Source organism: Ammonicoccus luteus (assembly GCF_050880385.1).
GTDB lineage: Bacteria > Actinomycetota > Actinomycetes > Propionibacteriales > Propionibacteriaceae > Enemella.
Genome location: NZ_JBNZCI010000002.1, coordinates 94,628 through 111,303 on the forward strand (window position 1 = coordinate 94,628; position 16,676 = coordinate 111,303).

The 16,676-nt window shown below is 67.4% G+C and carries 15 protein-coding genes; 10 read left to right on the forward strand and 5 right to left on the reverse strand.

Annotated features, from left to right (window positions below; all coding sequences use genetic code 11):
• Positions 1–81: 81 nt before the first annotated feature.
• From ACQ260_RS05760 to ACQ260_RS05775, 4 genes are all read left to right on the forward strand, one after another.
• Entirely contained in the window at positions 82–1,656 is a 1,575-nt protein-coding gene (locus tag ACQ260_RS05760; RefSeq protein ID WP_432558463.1) for an acyl-CoA carboxylase subunit beta, read from the forward strand.
• Between the two features lie 7 nt (positions 1,657–1,663).
• A complete protein-coding gene (locus ACQ260_RS05765; RefSeq protein ID WP_432558464.1) occupies positions 1,664–1,897 on the forward strand; it encodes an acyl-CoA carboxylase subunit epsilon in 234 nt (77 codons plus the stop codon).
• 90 nt (positions 1,898–1,987) lie between these two features.
• Complete coding sequence (locus tag ACQ260_RS05770; RefSeq protein ID WP_432558465.1) at positions 1,988–2,776, forward strand: DUF937 domain-containing protein; 789 nt, start codon at positions 1,988–1,990, stop codon at positions 2,774–2,776.
• A complete protein-coding gene (locus tag ACQ260_RS05775) occupies positions 2,776–3,393 on the forward strand; it encodes a Maf family protein (RefSeq protein WP_432558466.1) in 618 nt (205 codons plus the stop codon). Before ACQ260_RS05770 ends, ACQ260_RS05775 begins: the two co-directional genes overlap by 1 nt.
• A 5-nt stretch (positions 3,394–3,398) precedes the next feature.
• Here the strand turns inward: ACQ260_RS05775 and ACQ260_RS05780 are convergent, their stop codons facing one another.
• Positions 3,399–3,869 carry a hypothetical protein gene (locus ACQ260_RS05780; protein ID WP_432558467.1) on the reverse strand — a complete coding sequence of 157 codons (471 nt, stop codon included), beginning with the start codon at positions 3,867–3,869 and terminating at the stop codon, positions 3,399–3,401.
• 35 nt (positions 3,870–3,904) lie between these two features.
• Here ACQ260_RS05780 and ACQ260_RS05785 point away from each other — a divergent pair, with 35 nt between their 5' ends.
• Positions 3,905–4,861, forward strand: a complete 957-nt coding sequence (locus ACQ260_RS05785; RefSeq protein ID WP_432558468.1) for a decaprenyl-phosphate phosphoribosyltransferase — start codon at positions 3,905–3,907, stop codon at positions 4,859–4,861.
• 22 nt (positions 4,862–4,883) lie between these two features.
• On the opposite strand, the gene ACQ260_RS05790 is transcribed toward ACQ260_RS05785, so the two are convergent.
• On the reverse strand, positions 4,884–5,300 hold the full coding sequence (locus ACQ260_RS05790) for a lipoprotein LpqH (RefSeq protein ID WP_432558469.1): 417 nt from the start codon (positions 5,298–5,300) through the stop codon (positions 4,884–4,886).
• A gap of 250 nt (positions 5,301–5,550) precedes the next feature.
• Here ACQ260_RS05790 and ACQ260_RS05795 point away from each other — a divergent pair, with 250 nt between their 5' ends.
• The 3 genes from ACQ260_RS05795 to ACQ260_RS05805 all read left to right on the forward strand — a co-directional run bounded on the left by ACQ260_RS05795 (position 5,551) and on the right by ACQ260_RS05805 (position 10,801).
• Positions 5,551–7,941, forward strand: coding sequence for a nitric-oxide reductase large subunit (locus ACQ260_RS05795; RefSeq protein ID WP_432558470.1), 2,391 nt, complete (start codon positions 5,551–5,553; stop codon positions 7,939–7,941).
• Positions 7,942–8,139: 198 nt separating this feature from the next.
• Entirely contained in the window at positions 8,140–9,918 is a 1,779-nt protein-coding gene (locus ACQ260_RS05800) for an acetyl/propionyl/methylcrotonyl-CoA carboxylase subunit alpha (protein WP_432558471.1), read from the forward strand.
• Positions 9,919–9,985: 67 nt separating this feature from the next.
• The gene (locus ACQ260_RS05805; RefSeq protein ID WP_432558472.1) at positions 9,986–10,801 is read left to right on the forward strand and encodes a hypothetical protein; all 816 of its coding nucleotides are present in this window, start codon (positions 9,986–9,988) and stop codon (positions 10,799–10,801) included.
• A gap of 14 nt (positions 10,802–10,815) precedes the next feature.
• Here the strand turns inward: ACQ260_RS05805 and ACQ260_RS05810 are convergent, their stop codons facing one another.
• From ACQ260_RS05810 to ACQ260_RS05820, 3 genes are read right to left on the reverse strand one after another with little or no spacing between them, the layout of a single operon-like run.
• Positions 10,816–11,787, reverse strand: a complete 972-nt coding sequence (locus ACQ260_RS05810) for an NAD-dependent protein deacetylase (protein WP_432558473.1) — start codon at positions 11,785–11,787, stop codon at positions 10,816–10,818.
• 2 nt (positions 11,788–11,789) lie between these two features.
• On the reverse strand, positions 11,790–13,214 hold the full coding sequence (locus ACQ260_RS05815; protein ID WP_432558474.1) for an NAD(P)H-quinone dehydrogenase: 1,425 nt from the start codon (positions 13,212–13,214) through the stop codon (positions 11,790–11,792).
• A gap of 34 nt (positions 13,215–13,248) precedes the next feature.
• Positions 13,249–14,109, reverse strand: a complete 861-nt coding sequence (locus ACQ260_RS05820) for an exodeoxyribonuclease III (protein WP_432558475.1) — start codon at positions 14,107–14,109, stop codon at positions 13,249–13,251.
• Positions 14,110–14,184: 75 nt separating this feature from the next.
• Between ACQ260_RS05820 and ACQ260_RS05825 the strand changes: the two genes are divergently transcribed.
• Together ACQ260_RS05825 and ACQ260_RS05830 are read left to right on the forward strand one after the other, a co-directional pair.
• Complete coding sequence (locus ACQ260_RS05825) at positions 14,185–15,003, forward strand: purine-nucleoside phosphorylase (protein ID WP_432558476.1); 819 nt, start codon at positions 14,185–14,187, stop codon at positions 15,001–15,003.
• A complete protein-coding gene (locus ACQ260_RS05830; protein WP_432558477.1) occupies positions 15,003–16,661 on the forward strand; it encodes a phospho-sugar mutase in 1,659 nt (552 codons plus the stop codon). Before ACQ260_RS05825 ends, ACQ260_RS05830 begins: the two co-directional genes overlap by 1 nt.
• Positions 16,662–16,676 lie beyond the last annotated feature (15 nt).

Genomic DNA, 16,676 nt, shown 5'->3' on the forward strand with positions numbered 1-16,676 from the left:
CGGCAGAAACGTGCCGCATCCCACGTCGGAGATTTGTGGCCGTTCCGGCGAGCCGGTGTCCCCGACGCTACGCTGCCCACTATGGAGATCGACATCCACACCACGGCTGGCAAACTCGCAGACCTCGCCCGGCGCACCGACGAAGCAGTGCACGCGGGGTCGGCCGCCGCAGTGGAGAAGCAGCATGCCAAGGGCAAGCTGACCGCCCGGGAGCGCATCGACCTGCTCCTCGACCCGGGATCGTTCGCAGAACTGGACGAGTTCGCCCGGCACCGGTCGACCGCGTTCGGGATGGACAAGCGCCGCCCCTACGGCGACGGCGTCGTCACCGGCGTCGGCGCGATCAACGGGCGCCCGGTGTGCGTGTTCTCCCAGGACGTCACCGTGTTCGGCGGGTCGCTGGGACAGGTCTATGGCGAGAAGATCGTCAAGATCATCGACTTCGCCCTCAAGACGGGATGCCCGCTGATCGGCATCAACGAGGGCGGCGGTGCCCGCATCCAGGAAGGCGTGGTCTCGCTCGGCCTTTATGGGGAGATCTTCAAGCGGAACACCATTGCTTCGGGCGTGATCCCGCAGATCTCCCTGATCATGGGTGCAGCCGCGGGCGGGCATGTCTATTCGCCGGCGCTCACCGACTTCGTGGTGATGGTCGACCAGACCTCCCAGATGTTCATCACCGGCCCGGACGTCATCAAGACGGTCACCGGCGAGGACGTGTCGATGGAGGAGCTCGGCGGCGGCCGCACGCACAACACCAAGTCGGGCAACGCGCACTATCTGGCGGCGGACGAGGAGGACGCGATCGATTACGTGCGCGACCTGCTCAGCTATCTGCCGCAGAACAACCTCGAGGATCCGCCGCTCTATGGCGACGACGAGGACGACCTGCAGGTCACCGAGCACGACCGACTGCTCGACACGCTGATCCCGGATTCCCCCAATCAGCCATATGACATGAAGTCCGTCATCACCAACGTTCTCGACGATGACGAGTTCTTGGAGACCTCGCCGCTGTTCGCGCCGAACATCGTGACCGGGTTCGGCCGCGTGGAGGGGCGTTCGATCGGCATCGTCGCCAACCAGCCGCTGCACTATGCAGGCTGTCTCGATATCGATGCCTCCGAGAAGGCCGCGCGGTTCGTGCGGACCTGTGATGCGTTCAACATTCCCGTCCTCACGTTCGTCGACGTGCCCGGCTTCCTGCCGGGTGTCGACCAGGAGCATGCGGGCATCATCCGGCGTGGCGCCAAGCTGATTTATGCGTACGCGGAGGCGACCGTGCCGCTCGTGACGGTCATCACCCGCAAGGCCTATGGCGGCGCCTATGACGTCATGGGGTCCAAGCATCTCGGCGCCGACGTCAACCTCGCCTGGCCGACGGCCCAGATCGCGGTCATGGGCGCTCAGGGCGCGGTGAACATTCTCTACCGCAAGGAACTTGCTGGATCGTCCGATCCCGATACCGAGCGTGCTCGGCTCATGCAGGCCTATGACGACGAACTCGCCAACCCCTATGTCGCGGCCGAACGTGGCTATATCGACCAGGTGATCTATCCGCATCAGACGCGTTACGAGATCATCCGCATGCTGCGGCTGCTGCGCACGAAGCGACAGTCCTTGCCACCCAAGAAGCACGGCAACATCCCGCTGTGAGGTTGTGATGAGCGATTCAGTCAGTCACCCGCCGGTCGTGACGGTGGTGTCGGGTTCCCCCACGGCCGAGGAACTCGCGGCCATCGTGACGGTGCTGACCGCAGCCGCCGCGTCGCCCGCCGACGGCCCGGAGGTCCGGCGCTCCGACCGGCCGCGCGTCGGTGGCTGGCGGTCCTACACGCGCGTGCTGCGGGGTGCGGCGTACCCGGGTCCGGGGGCTTGGCGCGACATCGACCACTGACCGCCGACGCGGTGTCGCACGGGCACAGGCGATTCGCTACCGTAACTGCACTGCCTGCCCACCGGGGCCGGCGCAGCGAAAGGAGTCGCCGTGGACGCGGTGCAGGAGATCCTCAACTCCATCCCGTTCGGCCAGCTCGCCAACCAGGTGGGCACCGATCCGGCCACAGCCGAGCAGATGGCCCGCCAGCTCATCCCGGCCCTCATCGGCGGCATGTCGGCGAATGCCGACGACAACGCCGGCGCCCGATCCCTCGCCACCGCGCTCAACGACCATGCCAACTCGCCCCTCCTGGACGGCGGCGTTCAGTTGGACCGGGTGGACACCGCGGATGGTGACGCGATTGTCCAGAATGTGTTCGGTGACAACACGCCGCAGGTGACCCAGCGCCTGGGCTCGCAGCTGGCCGGTGGCAACAACGAGATGGTGCAGAAGTTGATGCGCTATCTGGCGCCGATCGTCCTGGCCTATCTCGCCAAGCGGCTGACCGAGGGCCGTGCGGGAGCGCCGGGCGGTGCCGGCCGCGGCAGTGGCAGCATCCTCGGTGACATTCTCGACGGCCTGACCGGTGGCGGCCAGTCGAAGGCCCAGCAACAGCAGCGCACCCCGAGCCTGCCGGACATCCTGCTCGACATGCTGGGCGGTGGCAGCGGTGGTGGCTTCCAGGCGCCCGCGCCCGCGCCGGCGCCCCAGCGAGGCGAGTTCCAGCGCCCCGCGCCGCAGTCGCCGTCCGGCCCGTCCGCCGGTTCGGACCCTGCGCCGCAGACGATTCCGCTCGACGACCCTGCGCCCGCCGAGCGTCCTGCCCAGCAGCAGGGTGGTGGCAGCATTCTCGGCGACCTGCTCGGTGGCCTCCTGGGCGGCGGTCGCCGCTACTGATGAACCGAGTGATCCGGGTCGTTCTCGCCTCGGCATCCCCCGCGCGCCTGCAGACCCTGCAGCGGGCCGGGGTCGAGCCGGAGGTCATGGTCTCCGGGGTCGACGAGGAAGGTGTCACCGCGAGGCGACCGGTCATCCTGGCTGCCCTGTTGGCGGAGCGAAAAGCCCAAGTCGTCAGCCAGCAGCTGGCCGGTCACGAGCCGGTGATCGTGATCGGCTGCGACTCGCTGCTGGAGTTCGAGAGCAAGGCCTTCGGAAAGCCCACCTCCGCCGAGGAGGCGGTCGCCCGGTGGCAACTCATGCGCGGACGCACTGGCGTGCTCCACACCGGCCACCACGTGATCCTGCGGGACCGCGGGGTGCACCAGGTCACCGCGACGGGCTCGACGCTGGTCCGGTTCGCCGACCTGAGCGACGAGGAGATTCGTGCCTATGTGGCCACCAATGAGCCGTTGGCCGTCGCCGGTGGCTTCACCATCGACGGACTCGGCGGCCCGTTCATCGCCGGCATCGACGGCGACCCGCACAACGTGGTCGGGCTGAGCCTGCCACTGCTGCGGGACCTGTTGACCGAGCTCGGGATCTCCTGGCCCGAGCTGTGGTCAACGCCGAACTGACCCCGTCACGCAGCGCCCGGCGACTGCCTGAGGGTGAGGGCCGAACCCTCACCGCTGACGGTGAACGCGCCGGCCCAGGCGTGCCCCTCGAACACCAGACCCTCAGCGCTCTCCGCCGTGAGGCGGAACCCACCCTCGGCGAGATGCCCGCGCAACCACGCACCGATAGCCTCGCCCGCGGGCGCCACGAACGTCATCGTGACCATGTTCGGCTGGTCGACGCGCAGCCCGGTCCGGGCATCCTCGGGGACCGTGATCGCCCCGACGGGACCGTGCTGAAAGCCCAACTGCGCGAGGCTCACGCCGCCCGGCGGCACCGCGACCGTTCTGAACGACGGCGCCGGACGGGGTGGCGAGGCGGCTCCTCCTCCGGCACAGGCGGACACCGTTGCCAGCACGACGACGATCAAGAGCGCGGTCGACAGACGGGCAGCGACGCGTGAGAGCAGGATTCGCGGGACGGCACGGCGCAGCACCCGGCCCACGGTAGTCGGCTAGCCTCAGGATCGTCATGAGTACTGAACAGCACCCTGTGCTTCCGAGCCGGCAGTTGCCGCCGAAGACCTATCTGCCCGCGTGGCTGCGCGCCATGCGCCCGCGCCAGTGGGTGAAGAACGTCCTCGTTTTCGCCGCTCCCCTGACCGCCGGGTTCCACACCCGCGGCAATGAGGACTATGTCCAGGTCCTGATCAACACCCTCCTGGCATTCGTCGCCTTCTCGCTGATCAGCGCCACCATCTATCTCCTCAACGATGCCAAGGACGTGGAGGAGGACCGCCTCCACCCCAAGAAGCGCTTCCGTCCGATCGCCGCCGGCGAGCTGAAGGTCGGCACGGCCTATGTCCTCGCTGCCGTGACCTGTGCGCTGAGCCTCGCGATCGGCTTCTTCACCGCCCCCATGCTGGGCGTGGTCCTGGTCGTCTATCTGGTGCTGCAGCTGCTCTACACACAGTTCCTCAAGCACCAGCCGATCATCGACCTTGCGATGGTGGCCTCCGGCTTTCTGTTGCGCATGATTGCCGGTGGCGTCGCCTCGGCCATCGACATCTCCGCCTGGTTCCTCCTCGTGGCGGCCTTCGGCTCGCTGTTCATGGTCGCCGGCAAGCGCTATTCCGAGATGGTTGTCCTGGGCTCGGACGCGGGCACGCGGAAGTCGTTGAAGGAATACACGGTTTCCTATCTGCGGTTCGCGTGGCACCTGTCCGCCGCGGTCACGCTCGTCGCCTATTGCCTCTGGGCGATCGGTGGCGGCGCGGCGCCCGGCACGCCCGCGCCCGGCGGCGGCCTGTGGGGTCTCCCCTGGCTCGTTATCTCGATCATTCCGCTGACGATCGGGTTGTTGCAGTATGCGCTGGAGGTCGATCGCGGTGACGCCGGTGAGCCCGAGGACGTCGTCCTGAACCATCGTGCGCTGCAGATCGTGGGCTTCCTCTGGGTCGTGACCCTCGCGCTCGGCATCTTCTTCTGATCGGTCCGGTTCCGGACCCGTCTCAGCCCTCCGAATAGCGCCCGCAGGTGAACGAGGCGGTGAACTCCTCCTCTTTGCCGACGGGCGCGTTCTGTGAGTGCTGCGTGTGGACGAGCACACCGGACAGCTCGAACCTGTCCTCGGTGCGCACCACCTCGGCCTGACCAGTGCCGTCAGCCATCTCGAGCAGTGCCGGCCCGCCGCGCTGCCCCGCGTGGATCGCCTCCACGGTCGCCTCGGGCCCGTCGGTCATCACCACCTGCATGGCCGCAGCGCCGGCGGTGAGGGTGGCCACGATCCGGCCATCCGTGCGCCCGCACTCCACGCGGCTCGCCCGATAGCTCTCGCCCTCGACCTCGAACTCACCGGAACTTCCTCCGATGAGTCCACACCCGCTCAGCAGGACGGCAGGCACGACGACGAGGGCGAAAGCACGCATGTGGACAGCCTAGGCAGGCCAACCCGATCTCGGCCCTCGTCCCGATCGTTCCTGATTCTCTGCCAAGGCCTGACCGTCGCGTCCCAGTTCCTCCGACACGCAAGGAATTTTCGGAGAATTAGGTGCCGCACTCCCGCGCAAGGCGTACTTTCGGGTCACGCGGCAGTGCCTCTTATCCGAAATGCTTGCCAAGGTCATCCCCCGGGCGTACCTTTTTTTTCACGGAATAAGCGTGATTAAAGGAGTTGTCATGGCCTTGACAAGTCAGCCTGCGACATCGCGGCGCAGGCTCCCGGCACGGGACCTGAGATGGTGGGTCGCGCTCATAGTCGTCCTGGTCGGATCGTTCGGCGTCCTGCTCTATATGGGACAGCAGATCAATCAGCACAAGCCGCCGGTGCCGGACCGGGTGGTGGCGGAGGACGGCCGCCAGCTCATGACCGGCGACGACATCATCAACGGAATGAAGGTGTGGCAGTCGATCGGCGGTCAGCAGATCGGCTCGGTGTGGGGACATGGTGCGTATGTTGCGCCCGACTGGTCCGCGGATTGGCTCCACCGCGAGGCGGTGTTCATTCTTGATGAGTACGCCGGCCCCGGCGGCTACGACTCCCTCGACGTCGAGCAGCAGGCTGCCTACAAGGCACGGCTCAAGGCAACGCTGCGTACCAACACGTATGACGCGGACACTGGGGCCGTGACGATCGCGCCGGTCCGGGTGGCGGCGTGGGAGGCCAATTCGGCCTATTACGCGCAGATCTTCGCCCAGGGCCATGTCGAGTACGCGATCCCTGCCAACACACTGAGCGACCCCGACCTGATGCGCCAGATGAACGCGTTCTTCTGGTGGTCCTCCTGGTCGGCCGCAACCAACGCTCCCGACTCCGACGTGAGCTATCTGCAGAACTGGCCGCACGAGCCCCTGATCGACAACGTTCCGACCACCACCAACATTCTCTGGTCGATCATCTCGATCATCCTCCTGCTGCTCGGCATCGCAGGGCTGGTGTGGTATCACAATCTCCACGCCGACGACGGTGAACTGCGCGAGGACATCCCGACCAAGGATCCGCTGCTGGGCTACAAGCCGACTCCGTCGCAGAAGGCCACGCTCAAGTACTTCTTCGTCGTGGGCGGCCTCTTCGTTCTCCAGATCGCGATGGGCATCCTGACCGCCCACTACGGTGTCGAGGGCGGCGCGCTCTACGGCATCCCCATCGATGAATGGCTGCCGTATGCGGTCGTGCGGACCTGGCACACCCAACTCGGCATCTTCTGGATCGCCACCGCTTGGCTGGCGACCGGCCTGTTCGTCGCCCCGGCGGTCGGCGGCCGGGAACCGAAGTTCCAGCGGCTCGGGGTGAACGTCCTGTTCGGCGCCCTGATCGTTGTCGTCCTCGGCTCCATGATCGGCCAGTGGCTGTCGATCACCGGTCGCATGGGCTACGGCAAGCCGATGAACTGGTGGCTGGGCACGACGGGATACGAATACCTCGACCTCGCCCGGACCTGGCAGATCGGCCTGTTCGCCGGTCTGGTCATCTGGTTGCTGCTGATGGTGCGCGCCATGTGGCCGGCGCTCAAGCGCGCCAAGACTCCCGAGGGCAATCACCCGACCGAGGAGGCACCGCTCGCCGCCGGTGGGCAGCGGACCCTCATCCTCATGCTGATCATGTCCTGCGTCGCCATCACGGGCTTCTTCGGGGCGGCGTTCGGCATGGGCCATGACACCCATCTCTCCATCACCGAATATTGGCGCTGGTGGGTTGTGCACCTGTGGGTGGAGGGCTTCTTCGAGGTCTTCGCCACGGTTGTGATCGCGTTCCTGCTGGTCCGCCTCGGCCTGCTGCGTCCCGGCATGGCGGCCACGGCGACCCTCGCCGCAACGGTCATCTTCCTGTCCGGCGGCATCATCGGCACCGGGCACCACCTCTATTTCTCCGGGTCCAACGACGTCGTGATGGCGTGGTCCGCGACGTTCAGCGCGCTCGAGGTCGTGCCGCTGGCTCTCGTCGGCTTCGAGGCCTTCCGCAACATGCGCTTGTTGAAGGTCCACGACTGGGTCGCCGGGTACAAATGGGCGATCTATTTCTTCGTGTCGGTCGCCTTCTGGAACGCACTGGGCGCGGGCGTCTTCGGCTTCCTCATCAACCCGCCGATCTCGCTGTTCTATGTCCAGGGCCTCAATCTGACCCCGCTGCACGGTCACACCGCGCTCTTCGGTGTGTATGGCATGCTCGGCATCGGCCTGATGCTGTTCTGTGTCCGGTCGCTCATGCCGGGCAAGGAATGGAACGAGAAGCCGATCGCGATCGGGTTCTGGTGCCTGAACGGCGGCCTGCTGCTCATGGCCCTGCTCAGCCTCCTCCCCCTGGGCCTCGCGCAGGCCTGGGCGAGCATGGAGCATGGCTTCTGGTACGCACGGTCCTCCGAGTTCCTGTACACGCCGATCCTCACCGTGATTCGGTGGCTGCGGACCCCTGGCGATGTGGTCTTCGCGGTCGGTGCGCTGGCCATCGGCGTGTTCATGGTGGGTCTGCTCACCGGTTGGTCGCTGAAAAAGGGTGGCGCGGATGTCGAATCCGGCAGCCCTCTGCGTGAGGACCAGGACGCCGAGGAGGCGGCTGTCGGACGCGAGTGACGCTGACCCTGAACACCCGCTCACGGGCAGGTGCGGCCCCTCGATCCTGGGATCGGGGGGCCGCGCTCTTGCTGTCGGGTGACGCCCGCAACGTCGGCAGAGTGACGCAGGCAACGTGACTGTTGGCTGACCTGACCCCCACGCGGGGTCCAGTCGCCCTAGACTCCGGTGGGATAGCACATCCAGGGGAGGACTTCCGTGGCAATCAGCAAGGTACTCATCGCAAACCGTGGTGAGATCGCCGTCCGCGTGATCCGGGCCGCCGCCGATGCGGGCCTGGGCAGTGTGGCGATCTATGCCGATCCCGACGCGGACAGCCTTTTCGTGCGTCTGGCCGACGAAGCCTATGCGCTGAATGGCGCGACGCCGGCTGATACCTATCTGGATGTCTCGAAGATTCTCGATGTCGCCAAACGCTCCGGCGCCGACGCCATCCACCCGGGTTATGGCTTCCTCGCCGAGAACGCCGATTTCGCCCAGTCCGTGATCGATGCCGGCCTGATCTGGATCGGCCCGCCGCCGTCGGCGATCGACGGCCTGGGCGACAAGGTCAAGGCGCGCCACATCGCCCAGCGTGCCGGTGCACCGCTCGTGCCGGGCACCAAGGACCCCGTGGCAAACGCCGACGAGGTCGTGGCCTTCGCCGACGAGCACGGCCTCCCGATCGCGATCAAGGCCGCCTTCGGCGGCGGCGGTCGCGGCCTCAAGGTCGCTCGTGACCGCATGGAGATCCGTGAGCTGTTCGAGTCCGCCACCCGCGAGGCCGTGACGGCATTCGGACGAGGTGAGTGCTTCGTCGAGCGCTACCTCGACAAACCGCGGCACGTCGAGACGCAATGCCTTGCCGACCAGCACGGGAACGTGGTCGTGGTCTCGACCCGAGACTGCTCGCTGCAACGCCGGCATCAGAAGCTCGTGGAGGAGGCACCGGCGCCGTTCCTCTCCGATGAGCAGATGGAGACTTTGTATTCGGCGTCCAAGGCCATCCTTGCCGAAGCCGGCTATGTCGGCGCGGGGACCTGCGAGTTCCTCGTCGGCCAGGACGGCACGATCTCGTTCCTCGAGGTCAACACGCGGCTGCAGGTCGAGCATCCGGTGTCCGAGGAGGTCACCGGCATCGATCTGGTCCGCGAGATGTTCCGCATCGCCGACGGCGAGGCGCTCGGCTATGACGACCCCGAGGTCCGTGGTCACTCGATCGAGTTCCGCATCAACGCCGAGGATGCCGGTCGCAACTTCATGCCGGCACCGGGCACCCTGACCGATTGGGCCGTGCCCACCGGGCCGGGCGTGCGCGTGGACGAGGGCTATCTCAAGGGAATGACGGTGCCGGGATCGTTCGACTCCCTCGTCGCCAAGATCATCGTCACCGGAGCCGACCGTGAGCAGGCAATCCAGCGCTCGCGACGCGCGCTCGCCGAAACCCGGATCGACGGCATGCCCACGGTCATTCCGTTCCATCAGGTGGTGCTCAACGACCCTGCCTACATCGGCAGCAACGGCCGGTTCGGCGTCCACACCCGCTGGATCGAGACCGAGTTCGACAACCGGATCGAGCCCTGGGCCGGAGCTCCGGCCGATGATGAGGTGGCCGCGGAGGACGAGAAGACCTCCGTCGTCGTCGAGGTCAACGGCAAGCGCATCGAGGTCAAGCTGCCCAGCACCCTCGGCAGCATCGGTGGTGGCAAGAACCGCAAACCGCCCAAACGCCGACGCGGAGGCGGCCAGGCCAAGGAGGCCTCGACGACTTCGCTGACCTCGCCGATGCAGGGCACGATCGTGAAGGTGGCGGTCTCGGACGGAGCGATCGTGTCCGAGGGCGACCAGATCCTCGTGCTCGAGGCCATGAAGATGGAGCAGCCGATCAATGCCCACCGCAGCGGCATGGTGCAAGGCCTGAACGCCGAGGTCGGTGCCACGGTCACGGCCGGCTCCATCCTCTGCGAGATCCTGGACACCGACGAGGACGACGACTGAGCGTCCGGGTCCGGACCACATTGCCCACAGCCCGTCGCGCTCGATTCCGCGTGGCAGACTGGATCCCATGGGTGAATTCCTGATCGTCGTTCTTGTCGCCGTGCTCGTCATCGGAGGCGGCATCCTGGTCAGCCGACGCGCCGCGCTCGCTCAACAGCAGCGTCAGCGGGCCGAGCTGGAATCCCAGGTCTCGGCGGTCAAGAAGGTCGCGGACGAGGATGTCACCAAGTTCGGTGAAGAGCTCCAGATGCTCGACACCGACGTCGCCGGTCACGCCCTCGACGAGGCCATGCAACAGGACTATGCCCGCGCGCTGGATGCCTATGAGGACGCGAAGGCCTCCCTCGATGCGGTGACCAAGCCCGACGAGATCAAGCACGTCACGGAGATCCTCGAGGACGGACGTTATGCGATCGCGTGCGTCAAGGCCCGCGTGGCCGGTCGCCCGCTCCCCCAGAAGCGTCCGCCGTGCTTCTTCAACCCCCAGCACGGGCCGTCGACCGAGAACGTGTCCTGGGCCCCTCCCGGCGGTTCCCCGCGCGAGGTGCCGGCGTGCGCCGCGGACGCCGAGCGCGTGAAGGTCGGCGCCGACCCCTATATCCGAACCGTTTCCGTCGGCGCCCAGCGCGTGCCCTATTGGCAGGGTGGCCCGGCCTATCAGCCGTACGCACAGGGCTACTACAACAACTGGCGCGGTTCGGACATGCTCACCGGCATGATGCTGGGCGGCCTCCTGTTCGGTGGCGGCAACCTGTTCCAGGGTGTCGGTGAGGGCATCGGGGCCATCGGCGAAGGCATCGGTGGCATGTTCGAAGGCATCGGTGACGGCATCGGCGATCTCGGCGAAGGCATCGGCGACATGTTCGGCGGATTCTTCGACTGAGCCCGCCCGCGGGGTCACACCGACACCGTGTGTGCCTCCATCGCCGTCAGGAACTCCGCGACCCCCAGATTCAGCTTGATCGTGGCGAGCTGATCGCCCCGGGTTTCGCCGCGGTTGACGATCACCACGGGCCGGTCGGCCTTGACCGCACGGTGCACGAACCGCAGCCCCGACATCACCGTCAGCGATGAACCCAGGACGAGCAGCACGTCAGCGGCCTCGACGATGTCGAAGCATGCCTGCACCCGCGGCTTGGGCACGGATTCCCCAAAGAACACGACGTCCGGCTTGAGAATGCCGCCACAGGTCGGACAGTCGGGAAACACGAAGCCCTGCCAGTCCGACACCACCGCGTCACCATCCGGCCGCAGCTCGGCGTGGCCCGCCTCCGGATCGAGTGCCGCGTCGGGATTCAGCCGCGCGAGCTCATCCTGGAACGCTGCTCGGCTGGTCACGGCCGCACACCCCAGACACACCACGTCGGCGATCCGTCCGTGCAGCGCGATGAGGTTGGCGCTGCCGGCGGCTTCGTGCAGTCCGTCGACATTCTGGGTGATCACGCCCCGCACGCGGCCGTGGGTCTCGAGCCGGGCCAGCACCTCGTGCGCCGCGTTCGGGTGGGCCTGGCCCATGCGGGCCCAGCCCTTGAACGCCCGCGCCCAATAGCGCCGCCGGTTCTCGGCCGAGGTCACGAACTCGTCATAGAGCATCGGGGTCGCCTGTGGGGAACTGGGACCGCGATAATCGGGGATCCCCGAATCCGTGCTCATGCCGGCCCCGGTGAGCACCGCGACCGTCTCGGTCGTGGCGATCAGGTCGAGCGCACGTCGGATCTCGGCCGGCGTCGCGTCATGATGCCCCGGATTGTGTGCCTGCGGGCCCATCTTCGGCAACCGCACGATCGGCGGCCGCAACGCGGGCACGCCGTCCACCGTCGCGGCGGAGTCCGCTCGCCGACCCGATCCGATCGATTTCGCCGTGCTCATGGTCAGACGTGGATCTGCTTGCCGACCTGGTCGGTCGAGTGGCCGTGCAAGCGTCGCGCGGCCTCGGCGATGGATCCCGAAAGCGACGGATAGACCGTGAAGTCCTTGGCGAAGCTGTCGACGGTGATCTTCTCCGACACGGCAAGCGAAATCGCGTGGATCAACTCGCTGGCGTGCGGAGAGACCACCACGCCCCCGACGATGATGCCGGTCAGCGGGAGACAGAAGAGCTTGACGAAACCGTCCTGGATGCCCTGCATCTTGGCGCGCGCGTTTCCGGCGAGCGGCAGTGTGATCGCCACTGCCCTGGCCTCGCCGGAGTCGACTTGGGCCTGCGTGATGCCGACCGTCGCGATCTCGGGTGACGTGAACACGTTCGACGACACCACGCCCGTGTCCAGCGGCGCCACGGCGTCACCGAGGGCGTGGCGCATCGCGATCCGGCCCTGCATCGCAGCGACCGAGGCCAACGCGAGAACCCCGGTGCAGTCGCCCGCGGCGTACACCCCCCGGGCCGTCGTCCGCGACACCTTGTCGACGATCACATAGCCTCGCTCGTCCAGCTTGACCCCCGCTCCGGGCAGCCCCATGTCCTTGGTGTTCGGGATCGAGCCCACCGCCATCAGACAATGCGATCCCGTCACGCTGCGGCCATCGGCCAGGTGCACGGTCACCGAATCACCGTCCCGGGTGACCGACTCCGCCCGGGCCTCGGACAGCACGTTCATCCCGCGCCGCTCGAACACGTCCTGGAGCACGCGCGCCGCGTCGGGGTCCTCCCCCGGCAGAACGGTCGTGCGGGAGGAGACGAGGGTGACGGAGACGCCGATCGCGTCGTACGCATTCGCAAACTCGGCACCGGTCACACCCGAGCCGACCACGATCAGGTGCTCCGGGAGTTCGGTGAGGTCATAGACCTGGGTCCACGTCAGGATCCGCTCCCCGTCGGGCTGAGCCGTCGGCATCTCGCGCGGATGGGTGCCCGTCGCGATAAGGACCGCGTCCGCCGGGAACTTCTTCTCCCCCTCGGCTGTGTCGGCGATGACCTCGTCGACGCCATTGAGGCGACCACGGCCACGCACGATGGTGACGCCCTCAGCCTGGAGCTTCTCGTGGATGTCGTGCGACTGCGCGGCCGCGAGGGCGAGCACCCGCTTGTTCACCGTGTCGAGGTCGATGTGCAGACCCTTCCCGGGCGCGTCGTCGCCGATGCGGACCCCGAGTTCCTCGGAGCCGCGCACGGTCATCATGACCTCGGCGGTCGCGATCAGTGTCTTCGACGGCACGCAGTCGGTGAGCACCGCCGATCCGCCCAGCCCATCCGTGTCGATCAGTGTCACCTGACCACCCAGCTGCTGGGCCACCAGGGCCGCCTCATATCCACCCGGTCCGCCACCAATGATCACGACTCGATTCACATCGGCCATTCTTCCACGCGGCCACGACAGAAATGGGTGGCCGTCACTCCTGCGGCAAGCGCACCGATCCGGATCTCGCCGGTTTGGCCGACGGCGGCGGGATCATGGGCCCGATGTCCCCGTCGGGTGCCTCGTCGAGATCGACGATCACCGGCGCGTGATCGCTGGGGCCTTTCCCCTTCCGCGCCTCCCGGTCGATCCAGGCTGCCTCGACGCGAGCAGCGAGCGGCGCACTCGCCAGGATCAGATCGATCCGCATGCCCAGGTTCTTGTGAAACATGCCGGCGCGATAATCCCAATAGGAATACACGGCTTCCTCCGGCCAGCGCACCCGCACAACGTCCACCAGCCCAAGCGCCAGGAACGCCTCGAGCGCCGCCCGTTCCGGCGGTGTCACGTGCGTGTGCCCCACATATGCGGCCGGGTCGAACACGTCGGCATCGGTCGGTGCGATATTGAAATCCCCGCACAGCAACACGTCCGGCCCGTCCGCCGCGACCACGTCGCGCAGGGCGGCCAGCCACTGGAGCTTGTACGCGTAATGATCCGAATCCGGAACGCGGCCGTTGGGCACATAGAGGCTGTGCACGCGTACGCCCCCGCACACCCCGCTGATCGCCCGCGCCTCGAGGTCCGGGAAACCCGGGGCTCCGGTGAACCCGAACCGCACGTCGGTCAGCCCCATCCGCGACAACAGCGCCACTCCGTTCCAGGCGCTCTGGCCGGCGTGTGCGAACTCATAGCCGAGTTCCCCGAGCGGCTCCGCGAACAAGTCCGCGAACGCCTCGTCGGTGAGCTTCGTCTCTTGGAGACAGACCACGTCGGGACGGCGCTGCTCCAGCCAGGGCAGGAGTCGCGGCGCCCGTTGCTTCGCCGAATTCACGTTCCAAGTAGCGATCCGCACACCGCCGAGACTACTCGGCCGCCCGGCGGCGAGGGAGCCATCACGATGTCGGGGCCGGTTCGTATGATGACCGGCGTGAACGGACATCCCACGGTCGATCCCACGGCCTTCGAGACCGCAGCCGCTGCCGCCGCCGCCCTGAAGGACCGATTCGGGATCCCGGCGCTCGATCTCGCACTCGTCCTCGGCTCGGGCTGGTCATCGGCGGCCGACGACTTGGGCGAGCCGCTCGGAGCCTGCGATCTGGCCGACCTCCCGGGCTTTACCGCCCCTGTTGTCGCCGGGCACGGCGGTGCGCTGCGGGTGGTGCGCACGCCCGCCGGCAAGGTCGCGGCGATTCTGACCGGCCGGACCCATTTCTATGAGGGTCGAGGCGTGGATGCGGTGGCTCATGGAGTACGCACGGTGGCCGCTGCGGGCGCTTCCACCCTGCTCCTCACCAACGGCTGTGGCTCGCTGAACCCCGAGTGGCCTCCCGGCCAGCCCGTGCTGCTGAAGGACCACATCAACCTGACTGGGGAGACACCCCTGCGCGGCGCCACGTTCGTGGACCTGTCCGAGGCCTATGCGCCGCGGCTGCGCGAGATCGCGCGCACGGTCGACCCGACGCTCCCCGAGGGCGTTTACGTGCAGTTCCGGGGACCGCAATACGAAACCCCGGCCGAGGTCCGAATGGCCGGCATTCTCGGCGGCGATCTCGTCGGGATGTCGACCACGCTCGAAACGATCGCCGCGAGGGCGGTCGGGCTCGAGGTGCTCGGGCTGTCACTGGTGACCAACGCGGCCGCTGGGACGAGCGACGAATTGCTCGATCACGCCGAGGTGATCGAGGCCGGCCGGGCTGCCGCGCCCCGGCTGGCGGCACTGTTGCGCGGGCTTGTGGAGGTGCTGTGATGACCGTGACCCCGGAGGCGCTGGCCGCCGCGAAGAAGTGGCGAAGCCAGGATCCCGATCCCGACACCAAGGCCGAGCTCGCGGCGCTGCTGGAGCGGGCCGAGGCCGGCGATCAGGCCGCTGGCGCGGAGCTCAACGACTCCTTTTCCGGGATGCTGGAGTTCGGCACCGCTGGCCTGCGCGGCAAGCTCGGGCCGGGCCCGAACCGGATGAACCGGTTGATGGTGGCCTACGCCGCCGCCGGCGTGGGTTCCTATCTCAAGCAACTCGCGCTGTTCGGGAACGTGCTGATCGGCTATGACGCGCGACACAAGTCCGCCGACTTCGCGCGCGAGAGCGCGGAGATCATCGGCGGTCTCGGGTTCCATTCGATGCTCACCAGCGAACCGATGCCGACTCCGGTCATCGCCTTCGGCATCAAGCACCTCGACTGCAACGCGGGGATCGTGGTCACCGCCTCCCACAACCCGCCGGCGGACAACGGATACAAGGTCTATCTCGGCGATGGTGTGCAGATCGTGGCCCCGCACGATGAACGGATTGCCGCTGGACTGCTGCGGACCTCCAAGAAACCCCTCTTCATGCTCCACCGTTCCACCGACCACCACATGATCGGCGAAGAGCTGGTCGAGGCATACCTCGAGCGGGTCGCCCGCCTCGTCGGCAATGCCGGCCCACGCAACCTCTCCTGGGTCCACACGGCGTTGCACGGGGTGGGCGCCAAGGTGGTCCGGCAGGTCGCCGACCGGTTGGGTTTCGCGCCGCCCCTCGAGGTGGCGGCGCAGGCCGAGCCGGATCCTGACTTCCCGACGGTCGCCTTCCCCAACCCGGAGGAGCCGGGTGCGCTCGACCTCGCGATGGCCCTTGCCCAGGAACGCGGTGCGGACCTGATCGTCGCCAATGACCCGGACGCGGACCGTTGCGCGGTGGCGATCCCCGACGGGCTGGGCGACTGGCGGATGCTGCACGGCAACGAGTTGGGCATCCTGCTGGGCGACTATCTTGCGCGCCGGGGAGTGACCGGTGTCTATGCGACCACGATCGTGTCCGGCACGATGCTCGCGAAGATCGCCGCGGCCCACGGGCAGCGGTCCGCACTGACGCTGACCGGGTTCAAGTGGATCGCGCGGGTGCCGGAGTTGGCCTATGGCTATGAGGAAGCCCTGGGCTATTGCTGCGACCCCGAAGGGGTCTCCGACAAGGACGGCATCTCTGCCGCGGCCCTCGTGCTCGCGATGGCCGCCGAGGAGAAGGCGGCCGGGCGGACGCTGGCAGACCGGCTCGACCAGCTGGCGCTGGAGCACGGCGTGCACCTGAGCGACCAGCTGTCGGTGCGCGTTGAGGACCTCACGGTGATCGCCACCGCGATGGCGCGACTGCGTGCCGAGCCCCCGGCGGAGCTGTGTGGCGAACCGATCGCTGTCGTGGACTATGCCGAGGGCGTCGACGGTCTGCCCCTGACCGATGCGATCCAGTTGCGCGGTGAAACCGTCACGGCCACCGTGCGACCATCGGGCACCGAACCGAAGTTGAAGTGCTATTTCGAGACCCGGGTCGCCCCCGAGGTGACCGCCCGGGATCTGGCGGGGTCGAAGTCAGAAGCTGCCGGCCTGATGGTTCGGCTCAAGGAGGACGTGCAGGCCGCGCTGGGGCTCTGACGGGGAGACCCCAAG

Excerpts from the sequence above, each read along its gene's own strand:
- ACQ260_RS05815 (WP_432558474.1), bottom strand. The coding sequence starts at position 13,214 with ATGGCCGATGTGAATCGAGTCGTGATCATTGGTGGCGGACCGGGTGGA.
- ACQ260_RS05790 (WP_432558469.1), bottom strand. The coding sequence starts at position 5,300 with ATGCGTGCTTTCGCCCTCGTCGTCGTGCCTGCCGTCCTGCTGAGCGGG.
- ACQ260_RS05765 (WP_432558464.1), top strand. The coding sequence starts at position 1,664 with ATGAGCGATTCAGTCAGTCACCCGCCGGTCGTGACGGTGGTGTCGGGT.
- ACQ260_RS05830 (WP_432558477.1), top strand. The coding sequence starts at position 15,003 with ATGACCGTGACCCCGGAGGCGCTGGCCGCCGCGAAGAAGTGGCGAAGC.
- ACQ260_RS05775 (WP_432558466.1), top strand. The coding sequence starts at position 2,776 with ATGAACCGAGTGATCCGGGTCGTTCTCGCCTCGGCATCCCCCGCGCGC.
- ACQ260_RS05810 (WP_432558473.1), bottom strand. The coding sequence starts at position 11,787 with ATGAGCACGGCGAAATCGATCGGATCGGGTCGGCGAGCGGACTCCGCC.
- ACQ260_RS05805 (WP_432558472.1), top strand. The coding sequence starts at position 9,986 with ATGGGTGAATTCCTGATCGTCGTTCTTGTCGCCGTGCTCGTCATCGGA.
- ACQ260_RS05785 (WP_432558468.1), top strand. The coding sequence starts at position 3,905 with ATGAGTACTGAACAGCACCCTGTGCTTCCGAGCCGGCAGTTGCCGCCG.
- ACQ260_RS05795 (WP_432558470.1), top strand. The coding sequence starts at position 5,551 with ATGGCCTTGACAAGTCAGCCTGCGACATCGCGGCGCAGGCTCCCGGCA.
- ACQ260_RS05760 (WP_432558463.1), top strand. The coding sequence starts at position 82 with ATGGAGATCGACATCCACACCACGGCTGGCAAACTCGCAGACCTCGCC.